Source organism: Micromonospora sonchi, assembly GCF_014646235.1.
GTDB classification, from domain to species: domain Bacteria; phylum Actinomycetota; class Actinomycetes; order Mycobacteriales; family Micromonosporaceae; genus Micromonospora; species Micromonospora sonchi.
This window is the reverse complement of sequence record NZ_BMNB01000010.1, coordinates 101,304-124,635: the sequence shown is the minus strand read 5'-3', so window position 1 is coordinate 124,635 and position 23,332 is coordinate 101,304. Positions and strand designations below refer to the sequence as shown.

Annotated in this window: 26 protein-coding genes; 8 read left to right on the top strand and 18 right to left on the bottom strand. The window is 73.1% G+C overall.

The genetic code is table 11. The features are described from left to right. Positions 1–53 precede the first annotated feature (53 nt). The 3 genes from IEY61_RS13050 to IEY61_RS13040 are packed head-to-tail and all read right to left on the bottom strand — an operon-like array spanning position 54 to position 3,718. On the bottom strand, positions 54–2,069 hold the full coding sequence (locus IEY61_RS13050) for a sulfatase-like hydrolase/transferase (RefSeq protein WP_189043922.1): 2,016 nt from the start codon (positions 2,067–2,069) through the stop codon (positions 54–56). Then, the gene (locus IEY61_RS13045) at positions 2,062–3,558 is read right to left on the bottom strand and encodes a class I SAM-dependent methyltransferase (RefSeq protein ID WP_189043920.1); all 1,497 of its coding nucleotides are present in this window, start codon (positions 3,556–3,558) and stop codon (positions 2,062–2,064) included. Before IEY61_RS13045 ends, IEY61_RS13050 begins: the two co-directional genes overlap by 8 nt. 10 nt (positions 3,559–3,568) lie before the next feature. Beyond that, a complete protein-coding gene (locus IEY61_RS13040; protein WP_155220336.1) occupies positions 3,569–3,718 on the bottom strand; it encodes a hypothetical protein in 150 nt (49 codons plus the stop codon). A gap of 147 nt (positions 3,719–3,865) precedes the next feature. Between IEY61_RS13040 and IEY61_RS13035 the strand changes: the two genes are divergently transcribed. Next, positions 3,866–4,264: a VOC family protein gene (locus IEY61_RS13035; RefSeq protein WP_189043918.1), complete on the top strand. Its 399-nt coding sequence runs from the start codon at positions 3,866–3,868 to the stop codon at positions 4,262–4,264. A 12-nt stretch (positions 4,265–4,276) separates the two neighbouring features. On the opposite strand, the gene IEY61_RS13030 is transcribed toward IEY61_RS13035, so the two are convergent. Together IEY61_RS13030 and IEY61_RS13025 are read right to left on the bottom strand one after the other, a co-directional pair. Beyond that, the gene (locus tag IEY61_RS13030; RefSeq protein ID WP_189043916.1) at positions 4,277–4,963 is read right to left on the bottom strand and encodes a helix-turn-helix domain-containing protein; all 687 of its coding nucleotides are present in this window, start codon (positions 4,961–4,963) and stop codon (positions 4,277–4,279) included. Between the two features lie 54 nt (positions 4,964–5,017). Beyond that, positions 5,018–5,239: a DUF8847 domain-containing protein gene (locus tag IEY61_RS13025; RefSeq protein WP_189043914.1), complete on the bottom strand. Its 222-nt coding sequence runs from the start codon at positions 5,237–5,239 to the stop codon at positions 5,018–5,020. A 165-nt stretch (positions 5,240–5,404) separates the two neighbouring features. Between IEY61_RS13025 and IEY61_RS13020 the strand changes: the two genes are divergently transcribed. The 3 genes from IEY61_RS13020 (at position 5,405) to IEY61_RS13010 (ending at position 8,122) form a co-directional block, all read left to right on the top strand. Beyond that, positions 5,405–6,391, top strand: a complete 987-nt coding sequence (locus IEY61_RS13020) for a serine/threonine-protein kinase (RefSeq protein ID WP_189043912.1) — start codon at positions 5,405–5,407, stop codon at positions 6,389–6,391. 58 nt (positions 6,392–6,449) lie between these two features. After that, positions 6,450–6,872 carry an OsmC family protein gene (locus IEY61_RS13015; protein WP_189043910.1) on the top strand — a complete coding sequence of 141 codons (423 nt, stop codon included), beginning with the start codon at positions 6,450–6,452 and terminating at the stop codon, positions 6,870–6,872. A 350-nt stretch (positions 6,873–7,222) separates the two neighbouring features. Beyond that, positions 7,223–8,122 (top strand): hypothetical protein, encoded by a 900-nt coding sequence (locus IEY61_RS13010; protein WP_189043908.1) that lies wholly within the window; start codon positions 7,223–7,225, stop codon positions 8,120–8,122. 39 nt (positions 8,123–8,161) lie between these two features. Here the strand turns inward: IEY61_RS13010 and IEY61_RS13005 are convergent, their stop codons facing one another. Both IEY61_RS13005 and IEY61_RS13000 read right to left on the bottom strand, forming a co-directional pair. Continuing rightward, the gene (locus tag IEY61_RS13005) at positions 8,162–8,608 is read right to left on the bottom strand and encodes a response regulator (protein ID WP_189043905.1); all 447 of its coding nucleotides are present in this window, start codon (positions 8,606–8,608) and stop codon (positions 8,162–8,164) included. Positions 8,609–8,665: 57 nt separating this feature from the next. Beyond that, on the bottom strand, positions 8,666–9,025 hold the full coding sequence (locus IEY61_RS13000; RefSeq protein ID WP_189043903.1) for an STAS domain-containing protein: 360 nt from the start codon (positions 9,023–9,025) through the stop codon (positions 8,666–8,668). Positions 9,026–9,179: 154 nt separating this feature from the next. Between IEY61_RS13000 and IEY61_RS31175 the strand changes: the two genes are divergently transcribed. Together IEY61_RS31175 and IEY61_RS12990 are read left to right on the top strand one after the other, a co-directional pair. Beyond that, on the top strand, positions 9,180–9,584 hold the full coding sequence (locus IEY61_RS31175) for an STAS domain-containing protein (RefSeq protein ID WP_373293144.1): 405 nt from the start codon (positions 9,180–9,182) through the stop codon (positions 9,582–9,584). 348 nt (positions 9,585–9,932) lie between these two features. Beyond that, entirely contained in the window at positions 9,933–10,913 is a 981-nt protein-coding gene (locus IEY61_RS12990) for a DUF2267 domain-containing protein (protein ID WP_189043899.1), read from the top strand. Between the two features lie 35 nt (positions 10,914–10,948). Here the strand turns inward: IEY61_RS12990 and IEY61_RS12985 are convergent, their stop codons facing one another. The 5 genes from IEY61_RS12985 to IEY61_RS12965 all read right to left on the bottom strand — a co-directional run bounded on the left by IEY61_RS12985 (position 10,949) and on the right by IEY61_RS12965 (position 15,078). Further along, complete coding sequence (locus IEY61_RS12985; RefSeq protein ID WP_189043897.1) at positions 10,949–12,250, bottom strand: NAD(P)/FAD-dependent oxidoreductase; 1,302 nt, start codon at positions 12,248–12,250, stop codon at positions 10,949–10,951. 105 nt (positions 12,251–12,355) lie between these two features. Further along, a complete protein-coding gene (locus IEY61_RS12980; RefSeq protein WP_189043895.1) occupies positions 12,356–12,643 on the bottom strand; it encodes a DUF6510 family protein in 288 nt (95 codons plus the stop codon). A 12-nt stretch (positions 12,644–12,655) separates the two neighbouring features. Beyond that, positions 12,656–13,378, bottom strand: a complete 723-nt coding sequence (locus IEY61_RS12975) for a ferredoxin reductase (RefSeq protein WP_189043893.1) — start codon at positions 13,376–13,378, stop codon at positions 12,656–12,658. An 8-nt stretch (positions 13,379–13,386) separates the two neighbouring features. After that, positions 13,387–13,986 carry a sulfite oxidase-like oxidoreductase gene (locus IEY61_RS12970; RefSeq protein WP_189043891.1) on the bottom strand — a complete coding sequence of 200 codons (600 nt, stop codon included), beginning with the start codon at positions 13,984–13,986 and terminating at the stop codon, positions 13,387–13,389. Between the two features lie 78 nt (positions 13,987–14,064). Continuing rightward, positions 14,065–15,078 (bottom strand): TerC/Alx family metal homeostasis membrane protein, encoded by a 1,014-nt coding sequence (locus tag IEY61_RS12965; RefSeq protein ID WP_189043889.1) that lies wholly within the window; start codon positions 15,076–15,078, stop codon positions 14,065–14,067. Between the two features lie 201 nt (positions 15,079–15,279). Between IEY61_RS12965 and IEY61_RS12960 the strand changes: the two genes are divergently transcribed. Then, positions 15,280–16,458 carry a CaiB/BaiF CoA transferase family protein gene (locus IEY61_RS12960; protein WP_373293143.1) on the top strand — a complete coding sequence of 393 codons (1,179 nt, stop codon included), beginning with the start codon at positions 15,280–15,282 and terminating at the stop codon, positions 16,456–16,458. A gap of 59 nt (positions 16,459–16,517) precedes the next feature. Here the strand turns inward: IEY61_RS12960 and IEY61_RS12955 are convergent, their stop codons facing one another. Next, entirely contained in the window at positions 16,518–16,928 is a 411-nt protein-coding gene (locus IEY61_RS12955) for a DUF2267 domain-containing protein (protein WP_189043885.1), read from the bottom strand. Positions 16,929–17,071: 143 nt separating this feature from the next. Between IEY61_RS12955 and IEY61_RS12950 the strand changes: the two genes are divergently transcribed. Continuing rightward, complete coding sequence (locus IEY61_RS12950; protein WP_189043883.1) at positions 17,072–17,344, top strand: DUF2795 domain-containing protein; 273 nt, start codon at positions 17,072–17,074, stop codon at positions 17,342–17,344. Positions 17,345–17,561: 217 nt separating this feature from the next. Here the strand turns inward: IEY61_RS12950 and IEY61_RS12945 are convergent, their stop codons facing one another. The 5 genes from IEY61_RS12945 to IEY61_RS12925 form a co-directional block, all read right to left on the bottom strand. Beyond that, complete coding sequence (locus IEY61_RS12945) at positions 17,562–18,224, bottom strand: hypothetical protein (RefSeq protein WP_189043881.1); 663 nt, start codon at positions 18,222–18,224, stop codon at positions 17,562–17,564. Between the two features lie 50 nt (positions 18,225–18,274). After that, positions 18,275–19,246 carry a pirin family protein gene (locus IEY61_RS12940; RefSeq protein WP_189043879.1) on the bottom strand — a complete coding sequence of 324 codons (972 nt, stop codon included), beginning with the start codon at positions 19,244–19,246 and terminating at the stop codon, positions 18,275–18,277. A 171-nt stretch (positions 19,247–19,417) separates the two neighbouring features. Further along, entirely contained in the window at positions 19,418–20,077 is a 660-nt protein-coding gene (locus IEY61_RS12935; protein ID WP_189043877.1) for a hypothetical protein, read from the bottom strand. Positions 20,078–20,088: 11 nt separating this feature from the next. After that, complete coding sequence (locus tag IEY61_RS12930; RefSeq protein ID WP_229705865.1) at positions 20,089–21,867, bottom strand: DUF4012 domain-containing protein; 1,779 nt, start codon at positions 21,865–21,867, stop codon at positions 20,089–20,091. An 87-nt stretch (positions 21,868–21,954) separates the two neighbouring features. Beyond that, complete coding sequence (locus IEY61_RS12925) at positions 21,955–23,196, bottom strand: glycosyltransferase family 4 protein (RefSeq protein ID WP_189043874.1); 1,242 nt, start codon at positions 23,194–23,196, stop codon at positions 21,955–21,957. Positions 23,197–23,332 lie beyond the last annotated feature (136 nt).

The window sequence follows — 23,332 nt, the reverse complement described above, 5'->3', positions numbered from 1 at the left end:
AGGGCGTGCGAGGGCTCAGCGCCGCCGGCCGGCTCGGCCGACGAAGAGGCGCCTCAGGAGATCGTCAGGTGGCGCAACCCGCCACCGGCCTGGACCAGGTACAGATCGAGGCGGTTGTCGCCGGCGCGGAAGAGCCGGTCGTCGGCGAGCAGCGCGGCGAAGCGACGACCGCCCGGATCCGACCCGACCACCGGCACCACGGTCCCGATCGTGCCGTTGACCGCCACCGCCAGCTCGGTGCCGTTCGGCACCGTCTCCGGCAGGGTGCCCCAGATCATGCCCGGGAGCACGCCCTCGTCGGGATCGACGAAGCGGAACGCGTCCTGCCCACCGATGCGGGCGGTGCCGCCGGCCGGCGCGGCGCCCACGGTGGTGCCCACCAGCGGATGCGGGGTCGGCGGCGGCATCGCTGCGGGCACCGCGCCGGGCAGCGGGATCGGTTCCCCGGGCCGGTCGTAGAAGAGCTTGCCGGGGTCGGTACGGGGGGCCTGGCGGGCGGAACGGCCGTCGACCGGCCAGGGCAGCCGGATGGCGACCTCGTCGGCGATCGTCGGCAGCAGGTCGACGTGCTGCCAGTTGCGGTCGTCGACCCGGCCGGTGCGCTGCCCCGGCGTCTTGACGAACATCGGCACCCAGGCCACCTGCTGCGGGGCGGCCCGGATGGCGTCCAGCCCCCGCCCCTGGAAGCCCTTGGTGAAGCTGACCCCGTGGTCGGCGGTGACCACCACCAACGCCTGGTCCCACAGCCCGCTCTCGCGCAGGGTGCGCAGCGTCTCGCCGATCAGCCGGTCGGTGTAGCCGAGTTGCGCCAGGTGGCGCTCGCGGGCCAGCTCCACCCACCCCTCCCCCTCGTTGGGGAAGTCCTCGGGCGCCTCGTAGCGCGCGCCCGACGGCAGGTACGCCCACGGCGGGTGCGGCATCAGCAGGTGCAGGAAGTGCAGTGTCGGCCGGGTGGCGGGGGCCAGGCCGCGCAGGAAGCTGGTGAACCGGGCCGGCTGGTTGACGGTGAGGGTGTCCCAGCGGAACTTCGGGTCGGTGGGCACGGGCTCGGCGGCGTCGATGCCCGCCTCCTCGGCGGTGCGTTCCCGGTACGAGTGCTCCGGATCGATGTGGCTGTCCCACGGCGAGGTCACCTGGCGCAGCAGCTTGCCGGTCTCGCGCACCAGCACACCGAGGCCCTGTTCCGGGGTGACCGGCTGCTCGCAGCGGCTGGGCGGGCAGAGCCGGGTGATGCTCTCCTCGGCGCGGATGTCGTACAACCCGCCGAGGGCGGTGAAGAGGTTGTCCGGATAGTGCGAGAAGTGCGGCGCGACCGGTTCCGCCGGGTAGCGGCCGGTCAGCATCGCCGGCAACGCGTACGGCGTCCAGCCGCTCACCCCGGTGGCGTTGCGGTACCAGGTCGAGGCGGCGGCGAGCTCGGCGAAGTGCGGGAACCGTTCGGCGTCGATGCCGCCCTGCGGATTCAGCAGGGAGACCAGCGGCAGCTCGTCGAGGACCAGCATGACCACCGGCGGGTGCCGGTCGCCGGTGGCCGTGCCGGCCGCCCCGCCGTCGCCGCGCGGCAGCACGACCGGTCCGGTCTGCGAGGCGAACAGGAACAGCCCGACGAAGAGCAACGGCCCGAGGGCCGCCAGGCGCAGCCCCGCGCGTAGGAACCGCCCACGCCGGTGGGCGACCGCCGCGGCGGCACCCACCATCGCGGCAACGAGCAGCAGCGGTACGCCCCGCAGCGGCGTGACGTGCCGGCCGACCTGCACCGCCAACGCGGCCGCCAGCAGACCCACCAGCAGGGTGTGGGTGGCCGCCCGGGCGGACGCTCCGGCCAGCCCGGACAGCGCGCCGAGCAGCCCGAGCGCCACCGTCGGCGGCACCACGACCAGGGCCACCAGCAGCAGGATCTCGCCCCGGTCGGCGCGGTGGAAGAGGAAGAAGTCCGGGCTGCGGCCGAGCACGTCCAGCAGCGGCTGGGTGATCACCAACCCGACCAGGCCCGCGACCTCCAGCAGCCGACCTGCCTCGGACCGCCAACCGCCGGTGGGACCGGGGCCGGCGCTGGCACGGTCAGCCACCCAGGGTCACCCGGTACAGGGTGCGGGTGCCCGAGGGCAACTCCAGCCGATCATCGACCGAGCCGTACCCGTCCAGCAGCGCCTCGAAGGTGTCCCGCCGGTAGTCGGGGAAGATCCCCTCCGGTTTGTTGGCCAGCAGCCGGAGGGCCATCGGGTCGTCGGGGTGGACGAACTCCACCACCAGCCGGCCGCCGGGCGCGGCGTACCCGGCGAGGCACGCCACCACCTCGGGCAGCGGCACGTTGCGCCCGATCGCCAGGTGATGCACCAGCGCCAGGGCGAGCACCGTGTCCGCGCCGGTCCGGGCGGCGAACGAGGCCCGCTCGACGCCCCGCCAGCCGCCACCGGGCGACGGGTCGACCAGGTCCAGCACCAGCGGCAGCACCCGCCGTTCCTCCGCCGCACGCAGGGTGCGGTAGAGCCGGTCGACCACCGCCGGGTCCTGTTCCACGGCGACGACGTAGTCGGCGTGCCGGGCGGCGAGGCGGGAGTAGTGGCCGTCGTTGGCGCCCAGGTCGAGCACGAGGCGACTGCGCTGCGCGCCGGTCAGCGCGGCGGTGACGAACCGCTCCTTGCCCGCCCGGTCAGCGCCGGAGTAGCCGCAGGTGCGCTGGTAGTCCACCCAGTGGCTGGCGGCCGGCCGATGATCGAGACGCCGCACCAGCTTCTCCATCCCGCGTACGGTGGCCAGCGCCATCTGCCGGGTGTAGCCGGCGTCGCGCAGTTGCGCCCGCACGTCGGCGGTGCTGCGGTCGGCGTTGCGCCGCTGCACGCTGCGGTGCAGGTGGACGTGGGTCAGCACGCCCGGCGACAGCCGGCGCAGGCCGCGCAGGAGGGCGCTCATCTGATCCGCCTCGATGCCGTCGATCCGGGCCCGCAGCCAGGGCTGGAAGTCCAACCCGAGGTGGGCGCCAAGCAACAGCGGGTAGAGCAGGGTCTGGCAGAACTGCCGGTAGCCGGCCCAGGGTTCGCCTTCGCGCAGCGGGGTGAAGGAGCCCACGTCGATGAAGACCGGCTGGCTGCCCCGCCATTGCAGGTTGTACGCCGAGCCGTCCTTGGTGGTGAAGCCCGCCGGCAGGGCCGTCCGGAGGATCTCCAGGTGCAGCAGCGCGGCGTCGCGCAGCATCGCGTAGGACCACTCGTACGGGTGGGAGACGAACGGGATGCGCTCGTGCCGCAGCACCGCCGCCCAGGCCGGCCACGGCTCGGCACCGCCGAGCCGGTCGGCCGCGAGCAGTTGTCGTGCCGCGCCGGGCGGCAACTCCTCGGTTCCGCAGACCTTGCCGGCGGCGACCAGGGATGGGAAGAAGGTGCTGCCGGCCAGGGCCCGCCAGTGCGCGGCGGCCGTCTCGTCGAGCGCGCGGAGCACCTCACCACCCGCGTGGAACACCTGGTTCGCCGGATCGCGGAACGAGCCGGGCTCGACGCGTGGCCCGGCGTCGGCCCCAACGGCGGGTCGCGAAGCCCGGCCGAGGTCGGGGATCACCATGCCGGACGGGTCAGCTCTGGTCGGTGGGCTGGCGGCGGAAGCGGCTGACGAGTCTGCGCCAGTAGAGCTTGGCGGCCACCGCGACGCCGGCGATCCCGCCGACCACCGCCTGCACGATCAGGCTGCCCGATCCCGCGTCCAGGTAGGCCAAGTGGTTCACCGACCGCTCCTCACATTTCAGACTTAGCTCGCGTAGTAAGACTTGTCCCACCGTACGCGTTCTCTCTTGCCCTGTCGGGTACAACGCGGACTTCGCGGGTCCGTTTCGTTCAAGACGGGGGCTCGGTGCCGCTCGTAGCCTTCCGACATGACCCCATACCTCGACATGATCGGACTCGTCACCACCGACATGGCCCGCACGCTGGAGTTCTACCGCCGGCTCGGGCTCGACATCCCGGCCGGTGCCGAGCAGGACCCGCACGTGGAGGTGACCCTGCCGGGCGGCCTGCGTCTCGCCTGGGACGACATCGCCACGGTCCGTTCCATCGACCCCGGCTGGACCCCGCCGGCCGGCAGCCCCCGGGCGGGGCTGGCCTTCCGCTGCGCCGACCCGGCCGAGGTCGACCGCTGGTACGCCGAGTTGACCGCCGCCGGTCACCACGGTCACCGGCCGCCGTGGGACGCCCCCTGGGGCCAGCGCTACGCCGTCCTGCACGATCCCGACGGCAACGCCGTCGACCTCTTCGCGCCCACCCCTGATCAGTAGTCGGCGATCGACTCAGCCGCCGAGCAGCGCCGTGGGCGGCACGCCGGCGAAAGCGCGCACGTCGCGGGTCAGGTGGGCCTGATCGGCGTAGCCGACGTGGGCGGCCACCTCGGCGAGGGGCACCCCGGCGCGGGCCAACGCCAACGCCCGGCGCATCCGCAGGATCCGGGCGAGGGTCTTCGGGCCGTACCCGAACAGGTGTCGGCTGCGCCGCAGCAGACCGCGCGGATCGAGGCCGACCTCGGCGGCGGTCGCGGCCACCGTGGTGCCGACCGCCAGCGCGGCGGCCACCCGCGTGCCGAGCAGGTCCGGACCGCCGGCGACGCGCAGCCGGTGTGCGGCCACCTCGATCAGGACGGCCGCGGCGTCGGCCTCGGCCCGGTCGGCCAGCGGCGCGGTGACCCGTGGACCCCACAGGTCCGCCAGCGGCACCCGCCGGTCACGCAGCTCCACGGCGGGCACGCCCAGCACCGCCGGGCCCACCCCGGGCGGCAGCCGCAGCCCGACCCACCGCTCCCCCGGCCCGCCGGCGCTGAGGAACGCGGTGCGGTCCGGCCCGGCCACCAGCAGCCCGGCCCGGCTGGACCAGAGCAGGTCGAGGCAGCCGTCCGGAAGCACCCGGGTCGGCACGGGGTCGGCGGGTGCGGTGCTGGTCCACAGCACCGCGCCGGCGACGCCGGCCGATCGTTCCCGGTACACGTCGCCAGCCTGCCACGCTCGTGCGACACCGGCTTGTTGCCGGGGGCCGGCGCGTCACTCGGTCACGCCCACCGGGTCGGTGCGGACGAAGCGCATCGTCCAGACGCTGTCCTCCGGGCGCTGCCGGGCGTAGAGGTGGTCGGCGGCCGGGGCGGGTGCCGCCTCGGACCGCCGCAGCACCCACAGCCGAGGCGGGGTCCCGTCCGGCCCGGCCGGCAGCGCCCGGACCGTGTCGTGGGCCGGCCCACCGATGAACCGTACGGTCACCTCACTCATCGCCCTGCTCCGCCTCCCACTGTTCCGGCACTGGCGTCCCGGCTCGCACGCTAACCCCACCAGCCCCGCTGCGAGGCCGGTTTGCCCTGATCGGACGCGGGGTACCGTGCGGACGCCGCGCGGCAGGCACGCCGGGCGGGGCAGCACGAGGGCAAGGAGCGGGCGATGAGGACGCTGGACGGGCGGTACCGGCTCGAACAGCGGGTCGGTCTCGGCGGCATGTCGGAGGTCTGGCGGGCGCACGACGAGGTGCTCGACCGCGAGGTGGCGGTGAAGCTGCTGTCGCCCGGGCAACCGGACGGTGCGGAGTCGGTGGCCCGCATCCGCGCCGAGGCCCGCTCGGCGGCCCGTCTGGTCCACCCCAACGTCGCCAGCGTGCACGACTTCGGCACCTGCGTCACGCTGCCCGGACACGAGACGCCGTACATCGTGATGGAGCTGGCCATGGGCGACACGCTCGCCGCGCACCTGCGCGCCGGCCCGCTGCACTGGCGGATCGCGGTCCGGGTGTGCGCGGAGGTGAGCGCCGCCCTGGCCGCCGCCCACGCGCACGGCATCGTGCACCGCGACGTCAAGCCGGCCAACGTGATGCTCACCCCGTCCGGGGTGAAGGTGCTCGACTTCGGCATCGCCACCCCGACCGGCGCCGCCGACCCGACGCCCGACGGGGTGGTGATCGGTACGCCGGCCTACCTCGCCCCGGAGCAGCTGCACCGGGCCCCGGCCACGCCGGCGGCCGACATGTACGCCCTCGGCGTGCTGCTCTACTACTGCCTGACCGGGCGATTGCCGTACGCCGCCGACAGCGTGACCCAGCTGCTCGGTCCGCAACGGCGGCAGCCTCCGCAACCCCTTCCCGATCTCCCCGGCCTGCCCGCCGAGGTGGCCGACCTGTGCCGCCGCCTGCTGGCCGAGGAGCCGACCCGGCGACCGAGCAGCCTGGTGGCGGCGCTGCTGCTCGCCGAGGCGGTCGACGCCCGGGTGTACGTGCCGATGCACCAGCCCCTGATGCCGCGGCCGCGACCGCCCTCGGTGAGCCCGTGGACCGACCGCGCGGCGACCGAGGTGACCGAGGCAGCGGCCGCACTCCCCGGGGCGACGGCCGAGGTGACCGGGACGGCCGAGGTGACCGAGAGTCGGCCCGGCGGGTAGTCCCGGTTTCACCCGACCGGGCTCGGGTAGCCGGGCGGGGAGTGACGGGAGGAACGCGATGCCGAGTTCCAGGCTGAACGAGGTTGCCACCGCGACCGCCGAGGGCGGTCACGTCCGCACGGATGACGGGGCGCTCTCCACCGCCCTCGCCTCGCCGCTGGCGCCGCACTGCTCCGGGTTGACCCCGGAGCAGTTGCTCGCCGCCGCCTTTGCCTCCTGCCTGCACCACGCGGCGGTGGAGGCGGCCGGCGCGATCACGGACGAGGCGCACACCGTGCAGGTACGCGCCGAGGCGACGTTGGATCGCGACGACGACGGCCGGTACCGGGCCGACGTGCACGCCTCGATCTCCTCGGTGGGCCTGACCCGGCGGCAGCTCGCCGAACTGGTCGAGCAGGCCGACCGGCTGTGGCCGTTCTCCAGCGCGGACGGCGGCCGGCACCGGCTCACCGTCACCCCGGTCGAGCACGGCCGACACTGACGCTTTCCCGCCCGAAAGTCGTGGAGGACGTCCGGCGGTGGACGTCCGGCGACCTGGACCGCGGCGGGCGCGTCGGGTGGCCCGATCGCCCGGGGCCGCCGTGACGTTCGGGTGAGCAGACCCCACCACCGTCCGGACGATGCGGCCGAGGCGGTCATCGGCCGCGGCAAGATCACCGTTAGCTACCGCATTCCATCGACATTTCCGGCATTACCGAAACAACGGATAGCTGGCTGATCTCCGCTATGGCAGCGTACGCGGCGAATAGCCCTACAGATCTCCGTAAAATGTGACTCATTCCACCGGCTAGGCCGATGGCAGCGGGCCGAGAGCTTTCTAGCCTCGGCGCCGTGCATTCCGACGACCAGATCGACCAGAAGCTGACCCCCCAGCCCCCGGCGACCCGTTCGAACGATGGAGCGTCATCCGAACAGCCGAATGATCGACCCGCCGCCGCCGAACCGGCGCGCCGCGGGGTCCGCGCCCTGCCCAGCAGGGCGCGCCGCGGGGGTCGCGCCCTGCTGGGCGCCATCCCCGTCCGGGTGGCCCTCGCCACCGCAGTGACCTGCTGCCTCGTCGCGGCAGGGGCGGCGGCCGTCGCGAGTCGCGACACCGCCGAGCCGCCCGCGCCACAGGTGGCCGAGGCCGCGACCGACCGCGCGCTGGCCGCGCAGGACGAGCCCGCCTCCCGCTCGCTGGACCGCAGCCCCTCCCCCACCCCGGCCAGCCCGAGCGCCTCGCCGACCGCCAAGGCGTCGGCCAAGCCGCCGGCCAGCCCGAAGCCGAAGAAGACGAAGACCACACCGGCACGCCCCAAGCCGGTCGCCGGGCTCACCCAGGCGCAGATGGACAACGCCAAGGTGATCGTCGACGTCGGCGTCAAGCTGAAGATCCCGCGCCAGGGCCTGGTCATCGCCGTCGCCACCGCGATGCAGGAGAGCACGCTGCTCAACTACGCCAGCGGCGTGCTGCCCGAGTCGCAGAACCACCCGCACCAGGCGATCGGCTGGGACCACGACTCGGTCGGGCTGTTCCAGCAGCGCCCCAGCAGCGGCTGGGGCAGCGTACGGGACCTGATGCGTCCGGCGTACGCGGCCCAGGCGTTCTACGCGGCGCTGCTAAAGGTACCCGGCTGGCAGCAGATGAGCGTGACGATGGCCGCCCAGGCCGTGCAGGTCTCCGCCTTTCCCTACGCGTACGCGCAGCACGAGGAGCGGGCAAGGACCATCGTGGCCGCACTGACCACCTGACCGGCACGCGGGCACCGACATTGCGCCGCCGGCGCGGGATCAGGCCCGCTTCGGCAGCACGACCACCCGGCCGAAGAACTCGTCGATGCGGTGCACGACGTCGTTGAAGTCGTCCAGGTCGATCGGCTTGGTGACGTACGCGTTGGCCTGCAGGGTGTAGCTGCTGATGATGTCGGTGTCCGCGTTCGAGGTGGTCAGCACGACGATCGGGATGGTCCGCAGATCCCGGTCGCCCTTCACCTCGCCCAGCACCTGGCGTCCGTCCATCCGGGGCATGTTCAGGTCGAGCAGGATCACGTCCGGGCGCTGGGCGCCGGTGTGCCGGCCCTCGCGGCGTAGGAACTCCATCGCCTCCTGGCCGTCACCGACCACGTCGATGACCTTCTCGACGTCCGACGTCGCCAGGGCTTCCTCGATCATGAGCACGTCGCCCGGGTCGTCGTCGACCACGAGGATGCGAACCGGGTCAAGCACACGAGCGGCCATCACTACCTGCCTCAGGTCGGAGAACGGGATCCGCCGATCCCGCATCGGCGGCAAAATCTAGCCGATCGCCGGGCGGTCCGTGGCCGCCGGGTCGGCGGTCTCGGTCCCGTACCCGAGCACCTCGGCCAGGCCGGTCAGCTTGAGGACCCGTTCCACCCGCCCGGTCGCGCCGGTGACCCGCAACCACCCGCCCTCGGCAGCCGCGCGGTTGTCACCGCGGACGAAGACGGCGATGCCGGTCGAGTCACAGAACGTGAGGTCGGTCAGGTCGACCAGGAGCCGGCGTTCGCCGGCGGCGGCCAGTCGATCGATGACGGCATTGAGCTCGGGGGCACTGCTCATGTCGAGCTCACCGGCGAGACGGAGGCGGGCTGGGCCTCCTTCGCCACGTTCGGCGTACGTGACGGTCAACGTCACGGGAAATCCCCTCTCGCCGTCCAGGCGGGAACGCTTGCGGTGGAGCAAGTATAGAGCGGGCCCCGCGGCGCGCCGTAGTCTACGCCGCTGCGGCGATTTCGATGGTTGTTACGATCCGAAACGACCCCCTGCCCGCCCGCAAGCCGCGGAAGGCGTGATCGTGCTGTCCCACGGTCGAAGGCCCGAGACGGCGCCGCTGAGCGTCCGTGTCGACCGCTCCGATTCCGACGCGCCCGTCATCCGCGTGGGCGGAGACCTCGCGTACCTGACGGCGACTCCGCTACGTGCCGAGGTCGATCGGGTCCTGCAGACCGGGCCGGCCAGCCTCGTGCTCGACTTCGCCGAGCTGACGTTCATCGACAGCACCGGGCTCGGCGTCATCGTGCACGCCTGGCGCGAGGGGCAGCGCGAGGGCGTGCTCCTGCGACTGCGCTCAGTGCCTCGGTTCCTCACGGCCATCCTGGACATGACCGGAGTCACCGGTCTGCTCGCCCGGATGGTCGGCGCCGAGCGATCAGTGGCCACCGAACCGGACGATCAACCTACGGCCACCGCCTGAACCACCCTGTCCCGCGACTACGCCGGGCCGGCGGATCGAGTGGAGACCGGCAAGAAGCGTGGAGGCCCAGGCAGGTCCAGGCGGGGTGGCCCCCGACCCTGGGACCAAGGGTCGGGGGCCGGAGGATGGCTCAAGGTCCCCTCCGGCGGTCCGCTTCGACGGCAGGCCGCTGCTCAGGTCAGCTCGATGGTCGGCGGCGTTCGGGTGAGCACCCCTCACCCCGGCGGGGTGAACCCGTCTTCGGCGGCATCGAGCAGGCGACTGCGGGCTCGGCGCCCCTCGTTTCGGGGCCGGCAGCGGCGGGAAGGCCAGCGAGGATCCGCAACAACGCGAAGCGGAGGTGTCACCATGCGCAAGCAGATGGAGGGCGACAACCAGCGCCGCCGGGCGTTGGCCCGACAGGCCCGGGAACGCGGCCGGCAGGCGGCCGACACCGGTGCCAGCCTCAGCGCCAGCAAGCAACTCACCCACCTGCAACAGAGCAACCGGGCCGGTCCCGCACCGGCCGGAGGCCGCCATAAAGCGGACACCACGCGTGGCGGACCCGCTCCGCCGCCGGCCGGCGTCCCGGAGGCCCCTCGGCCTCGTCCGCAGGCTGGCCGCGAGGCGCCGGGAGTCACCACGGTGGGGTACCGGGATCTGGTCGAGGACGTCGGCCGACGCGCCGGCGTCGACTTCCGCACCGCGAAGGTGGGGGTGGAGTCGACGGTGCTGGTGCTGGCCTCGGTGCTGGAGGCGGCCGAACGCGGGCGGCTGCTGGCCGCAGTGCCGGATTCGTTGCACGACGTCGTGCCGGTCGACGGCATCCAGCGGCACCGGGACCTGCCCGGTTTTCTGGCCGAGGTGGGTCGGATCAGCGGCCGCAGCCCGGAGCAGGCCCGTTACCAGGCCGAGGCCACCCTGGCGGCGCTCGCCGAGCACGACCATGACCTGGTCGAGTCGCTGCACGTGCCGGATGAGTTGCGGGAGCTGCTGAATCCCACACCGGTCGGCGGCGGGCTGGTCGGCGCGAGCAGCACCGCGGTGCCGCTGTCCGGCGCGCAGTTGCGTGCCGCACTGCACGACCTGCCCTACTGGGCGCATGACGGCACGTCGCTGTCGCGGGCCCTCGAGCTGCCGGCGGACAACCTCGACCGGGTCCTGGACCGGCTCGACCGGCTTCGGGAACAGACCGGCCGCGCACCCCGCATTGGCCGGGCGGACCGGACGACGGCCGTACTCGCCGTCGGCTCACGAAACGCCGGGGCGGTGACGGCGGTGGACATCGACCTCGCCCATGCCGTCGACGCCGCGATCGAGGAGGCGGGCGCCGGCCTGGCCGGCGGCTGAGCACCGTACCCGCCGGCCAACCCCGCGCCCGCCGCTCAGCGGGTGCGGGTCGGCATCTCCGGCGACGCACTCTCCAGCGGAACGGCGTTGGCCGGAACCAGTCCGAGCTGCGCGGCCGAGCGGGGCAGCGCCGCGTCGAGCAGCCAGTCGGCGCCCACCCGGGCCCGGTTGCCCGGCATCGCCAGCAGGTGGTAACCCCGGGTGACCGCCTTGGCCGGCAGGCCGGACATCGGCACCTTGAGCGGGTTCGCCGCCGCCTGCTTACCGCCCAGGTCGACCACCCAACCGAGGTCGTGGTGGCGGTACGGGCGGCGACGGCCCTGCCCGTACGAGGCGGCGATGTTGTGCGCCGCCAACTTGCCCTGCCGCTGGGCGTGTTGGGCCGTCATGGCGCAGATCTCGCCCGGTCGGGACAGGTCGGGCACGGCGGCGGCGTCGCCGCAGGCGTACACCTCGGGGAAGCCGGGGACGGTGAGGTACTCGTCGACGACCAGCCGCCCCTTCTCGGTCCGCAGGCCCAACTCCGCCACGAACGGATCAGGGCGTACGCCCACGCACCAGACCAGGGAGCAGGTGGGGATGAACTCGCCGTCGGTGAGCTTGACCCCGTCCGCGGTGGCGACCGCCACCGAAGTGCCCATCCGGACATCGACCCCGCGCTGGCGCAGCACCCGGTCCGCGGTCCGGGACATCCGTTGGTCCAGCTCGGGCAGCACCCGGGCCGCGACATCCAGCAACATCCACTTCGGCCGGATGTGCAACCGGGGACGCTGCGCGACCAGCGCGTCGGTGAACAACTGCCCCTGCGCGGCCACCTCGGTCCCGGTGTAGCCGGCCCCCACCACCACGAACGTGGCCCGGGCCTGCTGCTCGACCGGATCCTCGGCCTGCTCGGCCAGTTCGACCTGCCGGATCACGTGGTCGTGCAGGAAGAGCGCCTCCGGCAGGCCGCGGAAGCCGTGCGCGTACTCGGTCACCCCGGGGATCGGCAGCAGCTTGTTCACACTGCCGACCGCGAGGACCAGCCGGTCGTACGCCAGCCGGTTGCGGTCCCCCTCCGGCTGGGTGAAGCCGACCCAGCGGTTCTGCAGGTCGACGTGATCGGCCTCCCCGATGACCACCCGTACGCCGTGCAACGTGCCGGTCAACGGCACCGCGATCCGGCCCGGCCCCAACACCCCCGCGGCGACCTCCGGCAGGAGCGGCAGGTAGAGGAAGTAGTTGGTCGTGCTCAGCAGGACGATCTCGGCCTGGTCGCGGGCCAGCCGGCTCAGCGTCTTGGCCGCGTGGTAACCGGCGAACCCGGCCCCCACGATCACCACACGAGGTTTCGTCATTCCGGCCCGGTTCCCGCCCCCAGGCAGGGCAAACGTCCGGACGGCTCCGGGGACGCCGCAGACCGTTGCCGCGACGGCGGGTGACGCGGGCGCCGGACGGGGTGGTCAAAGGCCCGGTGGCCGGTCGAGCGGCATCGGGAACCGCAGGTACGTGGTGCCGCGCAGGTCCAACCAGGCGCGGTCGGGCGCGCGGACCATCCGCATCATCACCTCGACGCAGATCGGGCACCGCGCGACCAGTCCGGGTGCCTGCGAGTAGACCCGCAGCCCCGCCACCGGCCCGGCGGTGCCGCAGTGCGCGCAGCGGCCGGTGGCGGTGCTCAGGTCGACGGCGAACATCTCCCCCAGCGGGCCGTCGAGCATGTTGCCGTCCAGGTACGGCAGCTCGGTCATCCGCCTCTCCTCTCAACCGGTCGGGCCGAAACGTTCGGTACGCACCCGCCCGGCCGGGTGCCCCAGCCCGACGAGCAGGTCGGACACCGCCTCGACGAACCCGGTCGGGCCGCAGATGTAGGCCACGGGCTCCAGGTTCGGCGGCCAGCCGTGGGCGCTGACGTCGGCGAGTCCGACCCGGTGCGGCTCGCCGCGCCACCCCTCGGGTGTCTCGCGGGTGTAGACGTACGCCACGTCGAGCCCGGCGTCGTCGCGGACCCGATGGCGCAACTCCTCGGCGTAGAACACGTCCGACGGCGTGCGGACGGAGTAGATCAGCCGGAACGGGACCCGGTTGCCGGCCGCCCGGCGGGCCCGGATCATGGCCATCAGCGGGACCACGCCCGATCCGCCGGCGACCAGCAGCACCGGTTCGGTCTGCGCCGGCCGCCAGATGAACCAGCCGCCGATCGGGCCCCGAACCTCGACCGGGTCGCCCTCGCGGTAGCCCTCGACCAGGAACGGCGACACCTCGCCGTCGGGCACCCGCTGCACGGTCACCTCGACCCGGTCGCCGTCGGCCGGGGCCGCGAGCGAATACGACCGGGCGGCCTGGTACCCGTCGGACGCGGTGAGTCGGATGTCGACGTGCTGGCCGGGCAGGTGGGCCGCCCAGCCCGGCACCTGGAGCACCAGGGTCTGCGCGGTCGGCGTCTCGACCCGGCGATGCACCAACCGGGCCGGCTGCCAGCTCATGCGCCCGGTCAATCGCCCTGGTACCGCTGCTCACGCCACGGATCACCGTAGTCGTGGTAGCCGGCGGTCTCCCAGAACCCCGGGGTGTCCTCCAGACCCAGCCGGATGCCGCGCACCCACTTGGCCGACTTCCAGAAGTACAGGTGCGGCACCAGCAGCCGGGCCGGGCCGCCGTGTTCGGCGGGCAGGTCCGCACCGTCGTAGCTGTGCACCAGCCAGGCCTGCCCGGCGCGCAGGTCGTCCAGCGGCAGGTTGGTGGTGTACCCGCCGTAGGAGTGGGCCAGGACGTATCCGGCGGCGGTATCGACCCCGTCGAGCAGGGTGTCCAGGGACACGCCCTGCCACCTGGTGCCGAGCTTCGACCACCGGGTCACGCAGTGGATGTCGACGGTCGGCGCCTCCTGCGGCAGGGCCATCATCTGCGCCCAGCTCCACCGGTGTTCGACGCCGGTCTCGGTGGTGATGACGAACTCCCAGCTCTCCTGCGGCACCCGGGGCGTCGGGCCGGCGGAGAGGACGGGAAAGTCCGGGGTGAGGTACTGCCCGGGCGGCAGCTCCGGCGCCCCGGAACGGGGCCGGCCCGCGAAGCCCGGTGTGACGATGCCCACCGCCAATTCGTACCATGTCGGACTTCGCGGCACGCCGCTTCGGCCGAAGGTCCGTCGACGGACCGGTCGGGCGAGCGCTCACCGCCGTTCGGTGACGACTTCCTTGGAGCCCGGCACGACGTTGCGGGTGGCGCGCAGGCTGGTGATGGTGACCACGGTCAGCACGCCGACGATGACCAGAAGCGAGGCCACGGTGGGGATCTGCGGGACGCCCTCCCAGATGCCGTGCGCCCAGTGCAGGCCGAGCTTGACGCCGATGAAGGCCAGGATGATGGCCAGGCCGTAGGTGAGGTGCACCAGCCGGCTCAGCGCCGCGTGCAGCACGAAGTAGAGCGCCCGCAGGCCCAGCAGGGCGAAGGCGTTGGTGGCGAAGACGAGGTACGGATCCTCGGTGATGCCGTAGACGGCCGGCACCGAGTCGACGGCGAAGACCACGTCGGTGGCGAGCACCGCCACCACCACCAACGCCAGCGGCGTCAGCGCCCGGCGTCCGTCGACCCGGACGGTCATCCTCGTGTCGTGGTACTCGTTGACCACCGGCATGAAGCGGCGCAGCAGGCGCACCGAGCGCATGGTGCCGATGTCGACCGACTGCTCGTGACCGGTGAAGGCGTCGCGCAGCAGCTTGGCCGCGGTCAAGAGCAGGATCAGCGCGAAGATCAGGAAGGCGAAGTCGAGGGTCTGCAACGCCGCCGCGCCCAGGGCGATGAAGACACCACGCAGCACCAGCGCGCCGGTGATGCCGAACAGCAGCACCCGCTGGGCCAGCACGCTCGGCACCGCGAAGGCGGCCAGCAGCAGCATGAAGACGAAGAGGTTGTCGACCGACAGCGACTTCTCGACCAGGTACCCGGTGAGGTACTCGAAGCCCCGTTCCGAGCCGAACTCGGACCAGACCCAGGCGCCGAAGGCCAGCGGCAGGGCTATGTAGAACGCCGACCAGCCGAGCGCTTCCTTGAGTTTCACCTCGTGCGGGCGACGCGTCACCAGGAAATCCAGGACCAGCAGCGCGATCACACCGGCGATGGTGATCGCCCAGAGCGACGGCGTACCCACCGACTGCAGCCGGGCCGCGACAGTGAAATCGGACATGGAGCCTCCTCGAACACCGTGGCATGTTCGAGGTCTCCTTCACCCGCGTTTCGCGGGCAACCACCCGAGGCGCACTCCGGGCGCGCCGTACTGACCGGTATGGTTCGTGGGAAGTACTCCCCTCGTGGTGCTTAGGTTAGGGCAGCCGAATCCGGCCCGCCATGCGGGGGCGCGGGTATCGGAGAGTCGACCGCGGCACCTATGGTGCTCCCCGTGACCGCAGATCAGCCTGTCGGCCCGCTGGCCGGCGTACGCGTCGTCGAGCTGGCCGGGATCGGTCCGGGTCCGTTCGCCGCGATGATGCTGGCCGACCTCGGCGCCGACGTGATCCGGGTGGATCGGGTGACCGACGTCGCCACCGACGCCTTCGGCACGCCGCACCCGGACCTGCTGAACCGGGGTCGCCGCTCGATCGGGGTGGACCTGAAGTCGGCCGGCGGCCGGGAGGTGGTGCTGGCGCTGGTCGGCGCAGCGGACGCGCTGATCGAGGGCTTCCGGCCCGGGGTGACCGAGCGGCTCGGCCTCGGCCCGACCGACTGCCACGCGACCAACCCCGGGTTGGTCTATGGTCGGATGACCGGTTGGGGGCAGCACGGTCCATACGCGCCGCACGCCGGGCACGACGTCGACTACCTGGCCGTGACCGGTGCCCTGCACGGGATCGGGCGGGCCGGGCAACCGCCGGTCCCACCGCTGAACCTGCTCGGCGATTTCGGCGGCGGCGGGATGATGCTGGCCCTGGGCATCGTCTCCGCCCTGTACGCGGTGCGCGTGGGCGCGACCGGGCAGGTGGTCGACGCGGCGATCGTGGACGGCGTGGCGGTGCTCAGCACCCAGATCCACGCGCTGCGGCGGCTCGGCATGTGGCAGGACCCGCGCGGGGTGAACCTGCTCGACGGCGGTGCCCCGTTCTACGACACGTACGAGTGCGCCGACGGACGGTTCATCGCGGTCGGCGCGCTGGAGCCGAAGTTCTACGACGAACTGGTCCGACGCACCGGTTTCCCGCTGCCATCCGACGAGGCGCTCGATCGCACCGACCCGGCGAACTGGCCGGCGTTGCGCGCGGCCTGGGGGCGACTGTTCCGCACCCGCTCGCGCGACGAGTGGGCGGCCCTGCTCACCGAATCCGACGCCTGCGTGGCACCGGTGCTGAACTGGCAGGAGGCACCGGACGATCCGCACCTGGCCGCGCGGGGCACCTTCGTGGTCCGCGACGGCGTCGTCCAGCCGGCACCGGCACCCCGGTTCTCCCGCACCCCGGCGTCGCTGCGCCGGCCGCCACCGTGGCCCGGCGAGCACACCGACGAGGTGCTCGCCGAACTCGGCTACCACCCGGAGAAGGTGGCGGAGTTGCGGTCCGCGGGCGCGGTCGGCTGAGCTTCCTTCGGCGGTGGGCGCAAGCGCACGGCGTTCCGCCGCGTGGGCAGGTACGGCCTTCAGCGACGGCGCAACGCCGCACCGGGTGCCAGGGCCGGCTCGACCAGGTCACGGTAGTCGCGCGGTAGCCGGACCACCAGTTCGTCGAACTCGCCACCGGTGACCGCCTCGCGCAGGGTGGTGAAGACCGCGCCGGTGACGTCGCGGGCGGCGGGCTCCTCGACGCTGCTCCGAAGAGCCACCCGCGCCACGAACTCGGCCGCGCCGAACCGCTGCGCCGCCTCGGTGTCCGGCGTCGGCCGCAGTGGCGGTCGCAGCGGCTCGGGCAACTGGACCGCGAGGTCCAGCACCTCGCCGCCGGTCAGCCGCTCGGCGAGAGTCGCCAGCGTCGCCCGGATCAGTTCCACCGCCCGCTGCGACGATGTACCGGTTCGTCGGGCGACCTGGTCGACGAAGGTGTCGTAGTCCATCCCGTACCCCCTCCGGGGGCGGTTACCCGGCGCACCGGGCCGGAAACGGTGCCGGGTTTCCCGGGCCGGTGGCGCGTGACGGGTGTTTGGGTGGGTAACCGCGCCCGGTCGTGGCCGGATCGAAGCCGGGAGGAGCCGACACCATGGCGAGTTACAACGAGGTCCTGAAGTACCTGTCCAGCCTGGACTACCCCGCCGGGAAGGACGACGTGGTACGCGAGGCCGAACGTGCGCAAGCCCCGCCGGACGTGCTGCGCGCCCTGCGCAAACTGCCGCCGGTCGACTACGCCAACGGCGCCGAGGTGGCCCGGTCGGCCGGCATCGAGGCCGCCCCCGAGGTGACCGACGCGCAACACGCCGCACGAGCCCGGGACAAACGGCACCAGCGGGTGTCGGAGCACATTCGCAGCATCTGACGGGCCGGCGGCCCAGGCCAACGATGGCGGACGCCCCGGCCGCGAACCGCGACCGGGGGCGCCACTCAGCAACCACCTGCCCTGGTGGTGTGGCACCCCGAACCGGGTTGCGACCACCAGGCGGCCCACGGCCGGCCCGAACCGGGCAGCCGCTGTTACTGTGATCATCATACGACACGCCATCAGCCGAACGGCCAAGGGGTGGCAAACAAACGTCTCACCCGGTCAGTTCGGCGTACCGCCGCTCCAGATCAACGCGAGCGAGCGCGCCGACCAGCCAGGCGAGTCGCTCCGATTCGCCGCTGCCGGCCAGCCCGGCCAGGTCCTCGGCGGAGCGGCCCAGCCCGAGCCGACGGGCCGCCGCGAGCGCCCGCCGGTCGGCGACAGGGGCGACCTCCGCCCACAACGCCTGCACCTCGCGCAGGAACAGGTCGACCGACTGGCCGTCCACTCCGGGCAGCTCGGTGAGCAGCGCCCGCTCGCGGGTCGGGTCATGACCGGCCGTCGAGCGCAGCCGCCGAAGGTCGCCCCGATAGCGTTCGACCACGCAGCGGGCGAGATCGCCGAGCAGGTCGGCCAGAGCGTCGACGTCCCCGCGCTGACCGCTGTCGCGCAGCACCCGGACCCGATCGGCGTGCAGCGAACGGGACAGCCGGGCCGCGCTGTCCCAGCCGGCGTCCGGCAGGGCGTGGGCGCTGTCCAGGGCGCGTCGGTAGTCGCCCCGGCGGGCGAGCAGGACCGCGAGGCAGAGCAGTTGGAACAGGCTGGACGGGTTGTTGGTGACCCGGAAGCCGTACTGCTCGGCGAAGCCTCGGCCGCTGCCGGCGAGCCGGCGTACCAGACGCTTCCTGTCCTCAATGGTGGAGACGGCGGTGGGCATGCCGGCTACTACCCGCGTCCGGGCCGGTCACGCCTGCCGCACCGTCCGGGTCAGTCCCGCAGGCCGCCGTCCCGGTCCCGGGCCTTGAGCCGGACGGAGGGCAGGGCGGGAGCGGGCAGTGGCGGGTCGGGGTCGGCGGCGACGACGCCGAAGCGCCGTCCGGCCATCCAGTCCTCCCGGGCGACGGCGATCTCCTCGTGGCTGCGGCCGACGAAGTTCCACCACATCACCAGGGGTTCGTCGAAGGGCGCGCCGCCGAGCAGCAGCAACCGGGCGCCGGGGATGCCGCGCACGGTGACCGCGTCCCGGCCCGCGCCGAGCCAGAGCAGCGCCCCGGGCGCGACCGGCACACCGTCCACCTCGGCGGTGCCGTCGAGGGCCAGCAGCGCGTACTCGAAGTCGCGGCGCAGGGGCAGGCCGACCGGATCGGCACCCGCCAGGTCCAGCTGCGCGCCGAGCAGCGGTGTGTACACCTGGGCCGGTGAGCGCTCGCCACCGAACTCGCCCACCAGCAGGGTCACGCCGAGGTCGCCGTCGCGCCAGCGGGGCAGCTCGGCGTGGTGGGCGAAGGCCGCCGCGCCGGACCGCGCCTGATCGGGCAGCGCCACCCACAGCTGCACGCCGTGCATCAGCGGCGGGTGCTCGGCCGGGGACCGCTCGGAGTGCGCGATGCCGTGGCCGGAGGTCATCACGTTCAGCTGACCGGGACGGATCGGTTGGACGTTGCCGAGGCTGTCGCGGTGCAGGATCTCGCCGTCGAGCAGCCAGGTCACCGTCTGCAGGCCGGTGTGCGGATGCGGCGGCACCTCCATGCCCGGCCGCTCGGCCACGTCGTCCGGGCCGAAGTGGTCCACGAAGCACCAGGCGCCGACCATCCGGCGGGTCCGCTGCGGCAGCAGCCGACGCACCGTGGTGTAGCGGCCCAGCGGCACGTCGTGGCCGGGCAGCAGGACACTGCCCGGATCGGCGGTGGCCACACCCGGCGGACGGGTCTGCGCGGGCATCGACTCGGTACGCTCCACGCACCAACTCTACGCCCGCGCAGCGTTGATCATGAGGTTGGCGGCAGTGGTTGATCTCCACACTGCCGCCAACCTCATGATCAACTGGGATGAGCTGGGCGGTGCCCGCCGGATCGATCCGGCGGGCACCGCACACCCGGTGCGTGCCGGGTCCTGCCCGGCGGGCTGGGGTCAGTGGGTGCCACCCGCGCCGACGCGGTTGCGCCGACGCCACAGCCCGGTGCCGAGCAGCAGGAGCGCGCCCGCCGCGACGAGCCCGCCACCGATCTTCATCGGCGTCTCCAGGCTGGTGCCGGTCACCGGCAGGTGGTGCGGCGGCTTGTGGTGTGGCGGCTTGTGGTGCGACGGCGTGGGGTGCGGCCGGCGCAGCACCCGCAGCTCGGTGGAGGCGCTGAAACCGGATGTGCGGCCGGTGGCGGTGATGGTGTACACCCCGGCCCGCCGCGGCGTGAACGGCAGGACGAACTGGCCCCCCGAGTCGGTCCGGACGGTCAGGGTGCTGGTGTCGGAGGCGCGGTCGTCGGATCCGGGGTCCTGGTCGCCGCTCGGGGCGCCGCCGCCCGCCCCGCCGCCATCCGACGGGCGCCGTTCCATCAGCATGTCCACTGTCTCGTTCGGGCCGAAGTTGCGTCCGATGATGTCCACCGTCTCGCCGACGGAGACACTCGGGTCGCTCAGCGTCAGCGAGGCCGGACCCGGCGGGTACGGCTGTGGCGGACCGGGGAGTGTGGGTGTCGGCTGCGGCTGCGGCTGCGCCGCCACCGCTGCGGCCGGCACAGCCACCACGGCCAGTCCGACCGTGATTGCCATGATGATGCGGTTTAGCCGCATGTTCGTTCCTCCTACTGTGAACAGCTGGGTGCGGTGACAACATGGGTGGTCCATGGGGTGGCGGTCGGGGTCAGCCACAGCTCGGCCGTACCGCTGTCCGTCGGGCCGGTCAGCAGCGGGATCTCCAGGGTTCGGGATTCCCCGGGGCCGACCTCGACGTTCACCGTCGCCACCTGCCGGCGCCGCTCGGTGCCGGTGGCCACCGGCGTCCGGGCTCCGTCGAGGTGGACGTCGAGCACCGCGCCGCCGGCCGGGCCGTGGACCGAGACCAGGGTCCGGATGGTGTACGGATCCCCCGCCATCGCCAGACCGAGCACGGACCTGCTGAGCCCGGACGCCGGCGCGGTGGACCGGATGGTCACCCGGAGCCTGAGTTCCCGGCGCCGATCGCTCTGGCAGTCGCCGATCACCAGGTCGGCGGTCTGCCGTAGGTAGTAGCCGAGCTTCGCGCCGCTGCCGTCGTTGAGGAACACGCCGACCGTCGGCACGGTGTCCTGTTCCGGAAGCGTCCCGGCAATCCGGCTGTCGCCGAACGTCCGCTGTTCCTCCGGTCGGGCACTCCAGAACAGTATCCGCCGATCCTGGATAGAACGGCTTAAAGCGGTCATAAAGCCGCCAGGAGGCACCTTCCGTGTGAACAGGACGTCAAACACGGCCGCCGCCGCGGCGGCGAAGAAAGCGTCCTGCTCGGCCGGGTCCGTCACCCGCTGGTAGGTGTCGCCGAGCAGGGTCCGGACCGCGTTCTCGGCGCTCAGCGACACCCCACCGGGCACCCGCACCGGCCCGGTGGCCACCAACAGGTGCGACAGCACCACCGGGTCGACGGCGAGCACGCCGTCGACGGTCTCGCCGCTGTGCCGTCGGTACATCTCCCCGAACAGCGCCGCCGCGGTCGGGAAGTGCGGGCTGAGGTTGACATCTGCGGGATACATGCCGGGCAGCGCGCCCCAGAGGGCGCGTACCTCGGCCGGGATTGCCAGCGGATCGGTGGACATGCCGAGGCTCGCGCCGCTGCCCTGGGCGCCCATCCTGACCCGGCCCTTGTTCGCCTCGATCACGGCGTACGCGCCGAAGATGCCACCCGTGGCGCGCAACTCCGCCGAGTTCTGGGACACCAGCAGATACCGCCGCGGACCGTCCGCGCCGAGCAGCGGCGGCAGCAGCCGGCCGGCCCGCTCGGCCGTGGAGGTCATCGTGGCCAGCCGGTCGAGTTCGCCACGCAACGTCCCCAGCGCCAGCCGGACCTGCCTGAGCAGCCGGTCGGCGTCGACCGCGGCAAGCTCCGACCGGGTCCGCTGCACCGCCGCATCCACTTTGACAAGCTCGTCGCTGACGGCCCGCACTCCGGCCAGGTCCAGCCGACCGTCGCGAGGCACCAGGCTACCGAGGTCGACCCGCACCAGCGCCGGAAAGGCCTGACGGGCCAGGTCGTCGACCGCGACGGCGATCTGTCGCACCGCGGCGAGGTTGGCCCCCGCGTACGGCACCTGCCGACCCAATCGCCAGCCGGGATCCCCGGTGGCCCGGCGGGCCGCTGCGGACTGTTCCTGGAGCGCGGCGAGGACGCGCTGGGCCCGGTCGGCGTCGCCGCTGACCAGATGGGCGCTCAGCGCGCCGGCGAGTCCGGCGGCGTTGACCAGGTGGGTGCGGGCCTGCCAGCCCCGAAACCCGACCCACCCGGCGAGGCTCAACACCAGCGAGCCGACCACCAGCGAGCCGAGCAGCGCGCGACGCAGACGTACGCGCCGACGTCGGCGCGGTCGGCGGGGTGAAGTTCCGCGCTCCGTCACACCCACTCCACTTCCAACACCGGACAGAAGCCATCATTGTTCTAACACTTGATTTGGCTTTTGCGGCTCGAATAGCGCTTTAAGCAGCTATGAGAGTTTTATTCGCTGTTGATCCGGACGGGCAGCGGCCATCGACTCCCGCAGCAGCCGCTCGATCCGGCCCACCCCGGCCGGCAGCGACATCTCCCGCAGGTAGGCCTCCCGGCCGCGCCGGCCCATCTCGACGCGGGCCGGCGGGGGGATGTGCGCGGCCAGCCAGAACCGGTCGGCCAGACTCGCCCAGTCCTCCGGCGGGCAGGAGAGCCCGGCCCGGGCCCGCTCGACCAGAGCAGCGGTGTCGCCGCCGGCCGAGGCCACCACCGGCACACCGCACGACAGCACCGCCGGGAGCTTGGCCGGCACGCTGCCGCGCAGCTCCGGCAGGTCACGCAGCATCACCAACTGGTAGTCGGCCGCCGCGTACAGCTCGGGCATGTCCAGCGGGGACCGCCGCTCCACGAACCGCACGTTGTCGGCCCGCAGCTCGGCGGCGAGCCCGCGCACCCGCTGCTCGTCCGCGCCCGAACCGACCAGGACCACGTCCACGGTGTCGGAGAGGGCCGCCGCCGCCCGGACCGCCGTCACCAGCCCCTGCCGGGCGCCGATCGTGCCGGCGTACATCACCACGCACCGCTCGTCGCGGCGGACCAGCCGGCGCGCGGCCACACTGGCCGCCCTGGGCTGGAAGATCCGCTCCTCGGTCCAGTTGAGCACCAGCCGGACCCGGTCCGGGTCGACGCCGAGCGCTACGACGGCATCGCGCAACGACGGCGCGGTGACCGCTACCAGCGTGGCGGCGCGATAGGTGCGGATCATGGCCGCGCGGACCCGCGCCGCCCACCGCCCGTCGTCGGAGCCGTCCACCGCCTGCTCCGGCCACACGTCCGGCACGTGCAGAACGACCGGCACCCGACCGAGCAGACGCAGCAGCGCCGCCGTGGCGAAGGCCGCGGCCGGCGGCTGGTACACGTACAGCGCGTCGACGTCGGCGAGGAAGCGGCGCCCAACCAACGCCGCGCTCCCGGCGAAGGAGAGCCAGGACGCCATCCGGCCGCGCACGCCATCGTCGCCGGTGCTGTACCGCAGCACCCGCCGCACGGTCAGCCCTCGGTCGTGGGTCTCGTGCCGCCAGCGCTGGCGCCATCCCGGATAGGCGTGCCCGCCCGGGTAGTCGGGAAAACCGGTGAGCACCCGCACCTCGTGCCCCCGGGCGGCCAGTTCCTCGGCCAGGCTGCCGGGTATGAATGCCGGCTCCGGCGGAAAGTGGTACGTCAGAATGCCGATCCGCATCCTCGCACCCCCGTCCCGGCCGCCCGATTCGGCGCGGCGCCGGGAAGAACCGGCACCACGCCTGCGTACGATGCCGGCAACCCCTCCCGGAACGGTCGGCGGCGATCGTCCCGGATCGCGGCGCCGGCCGCGACCA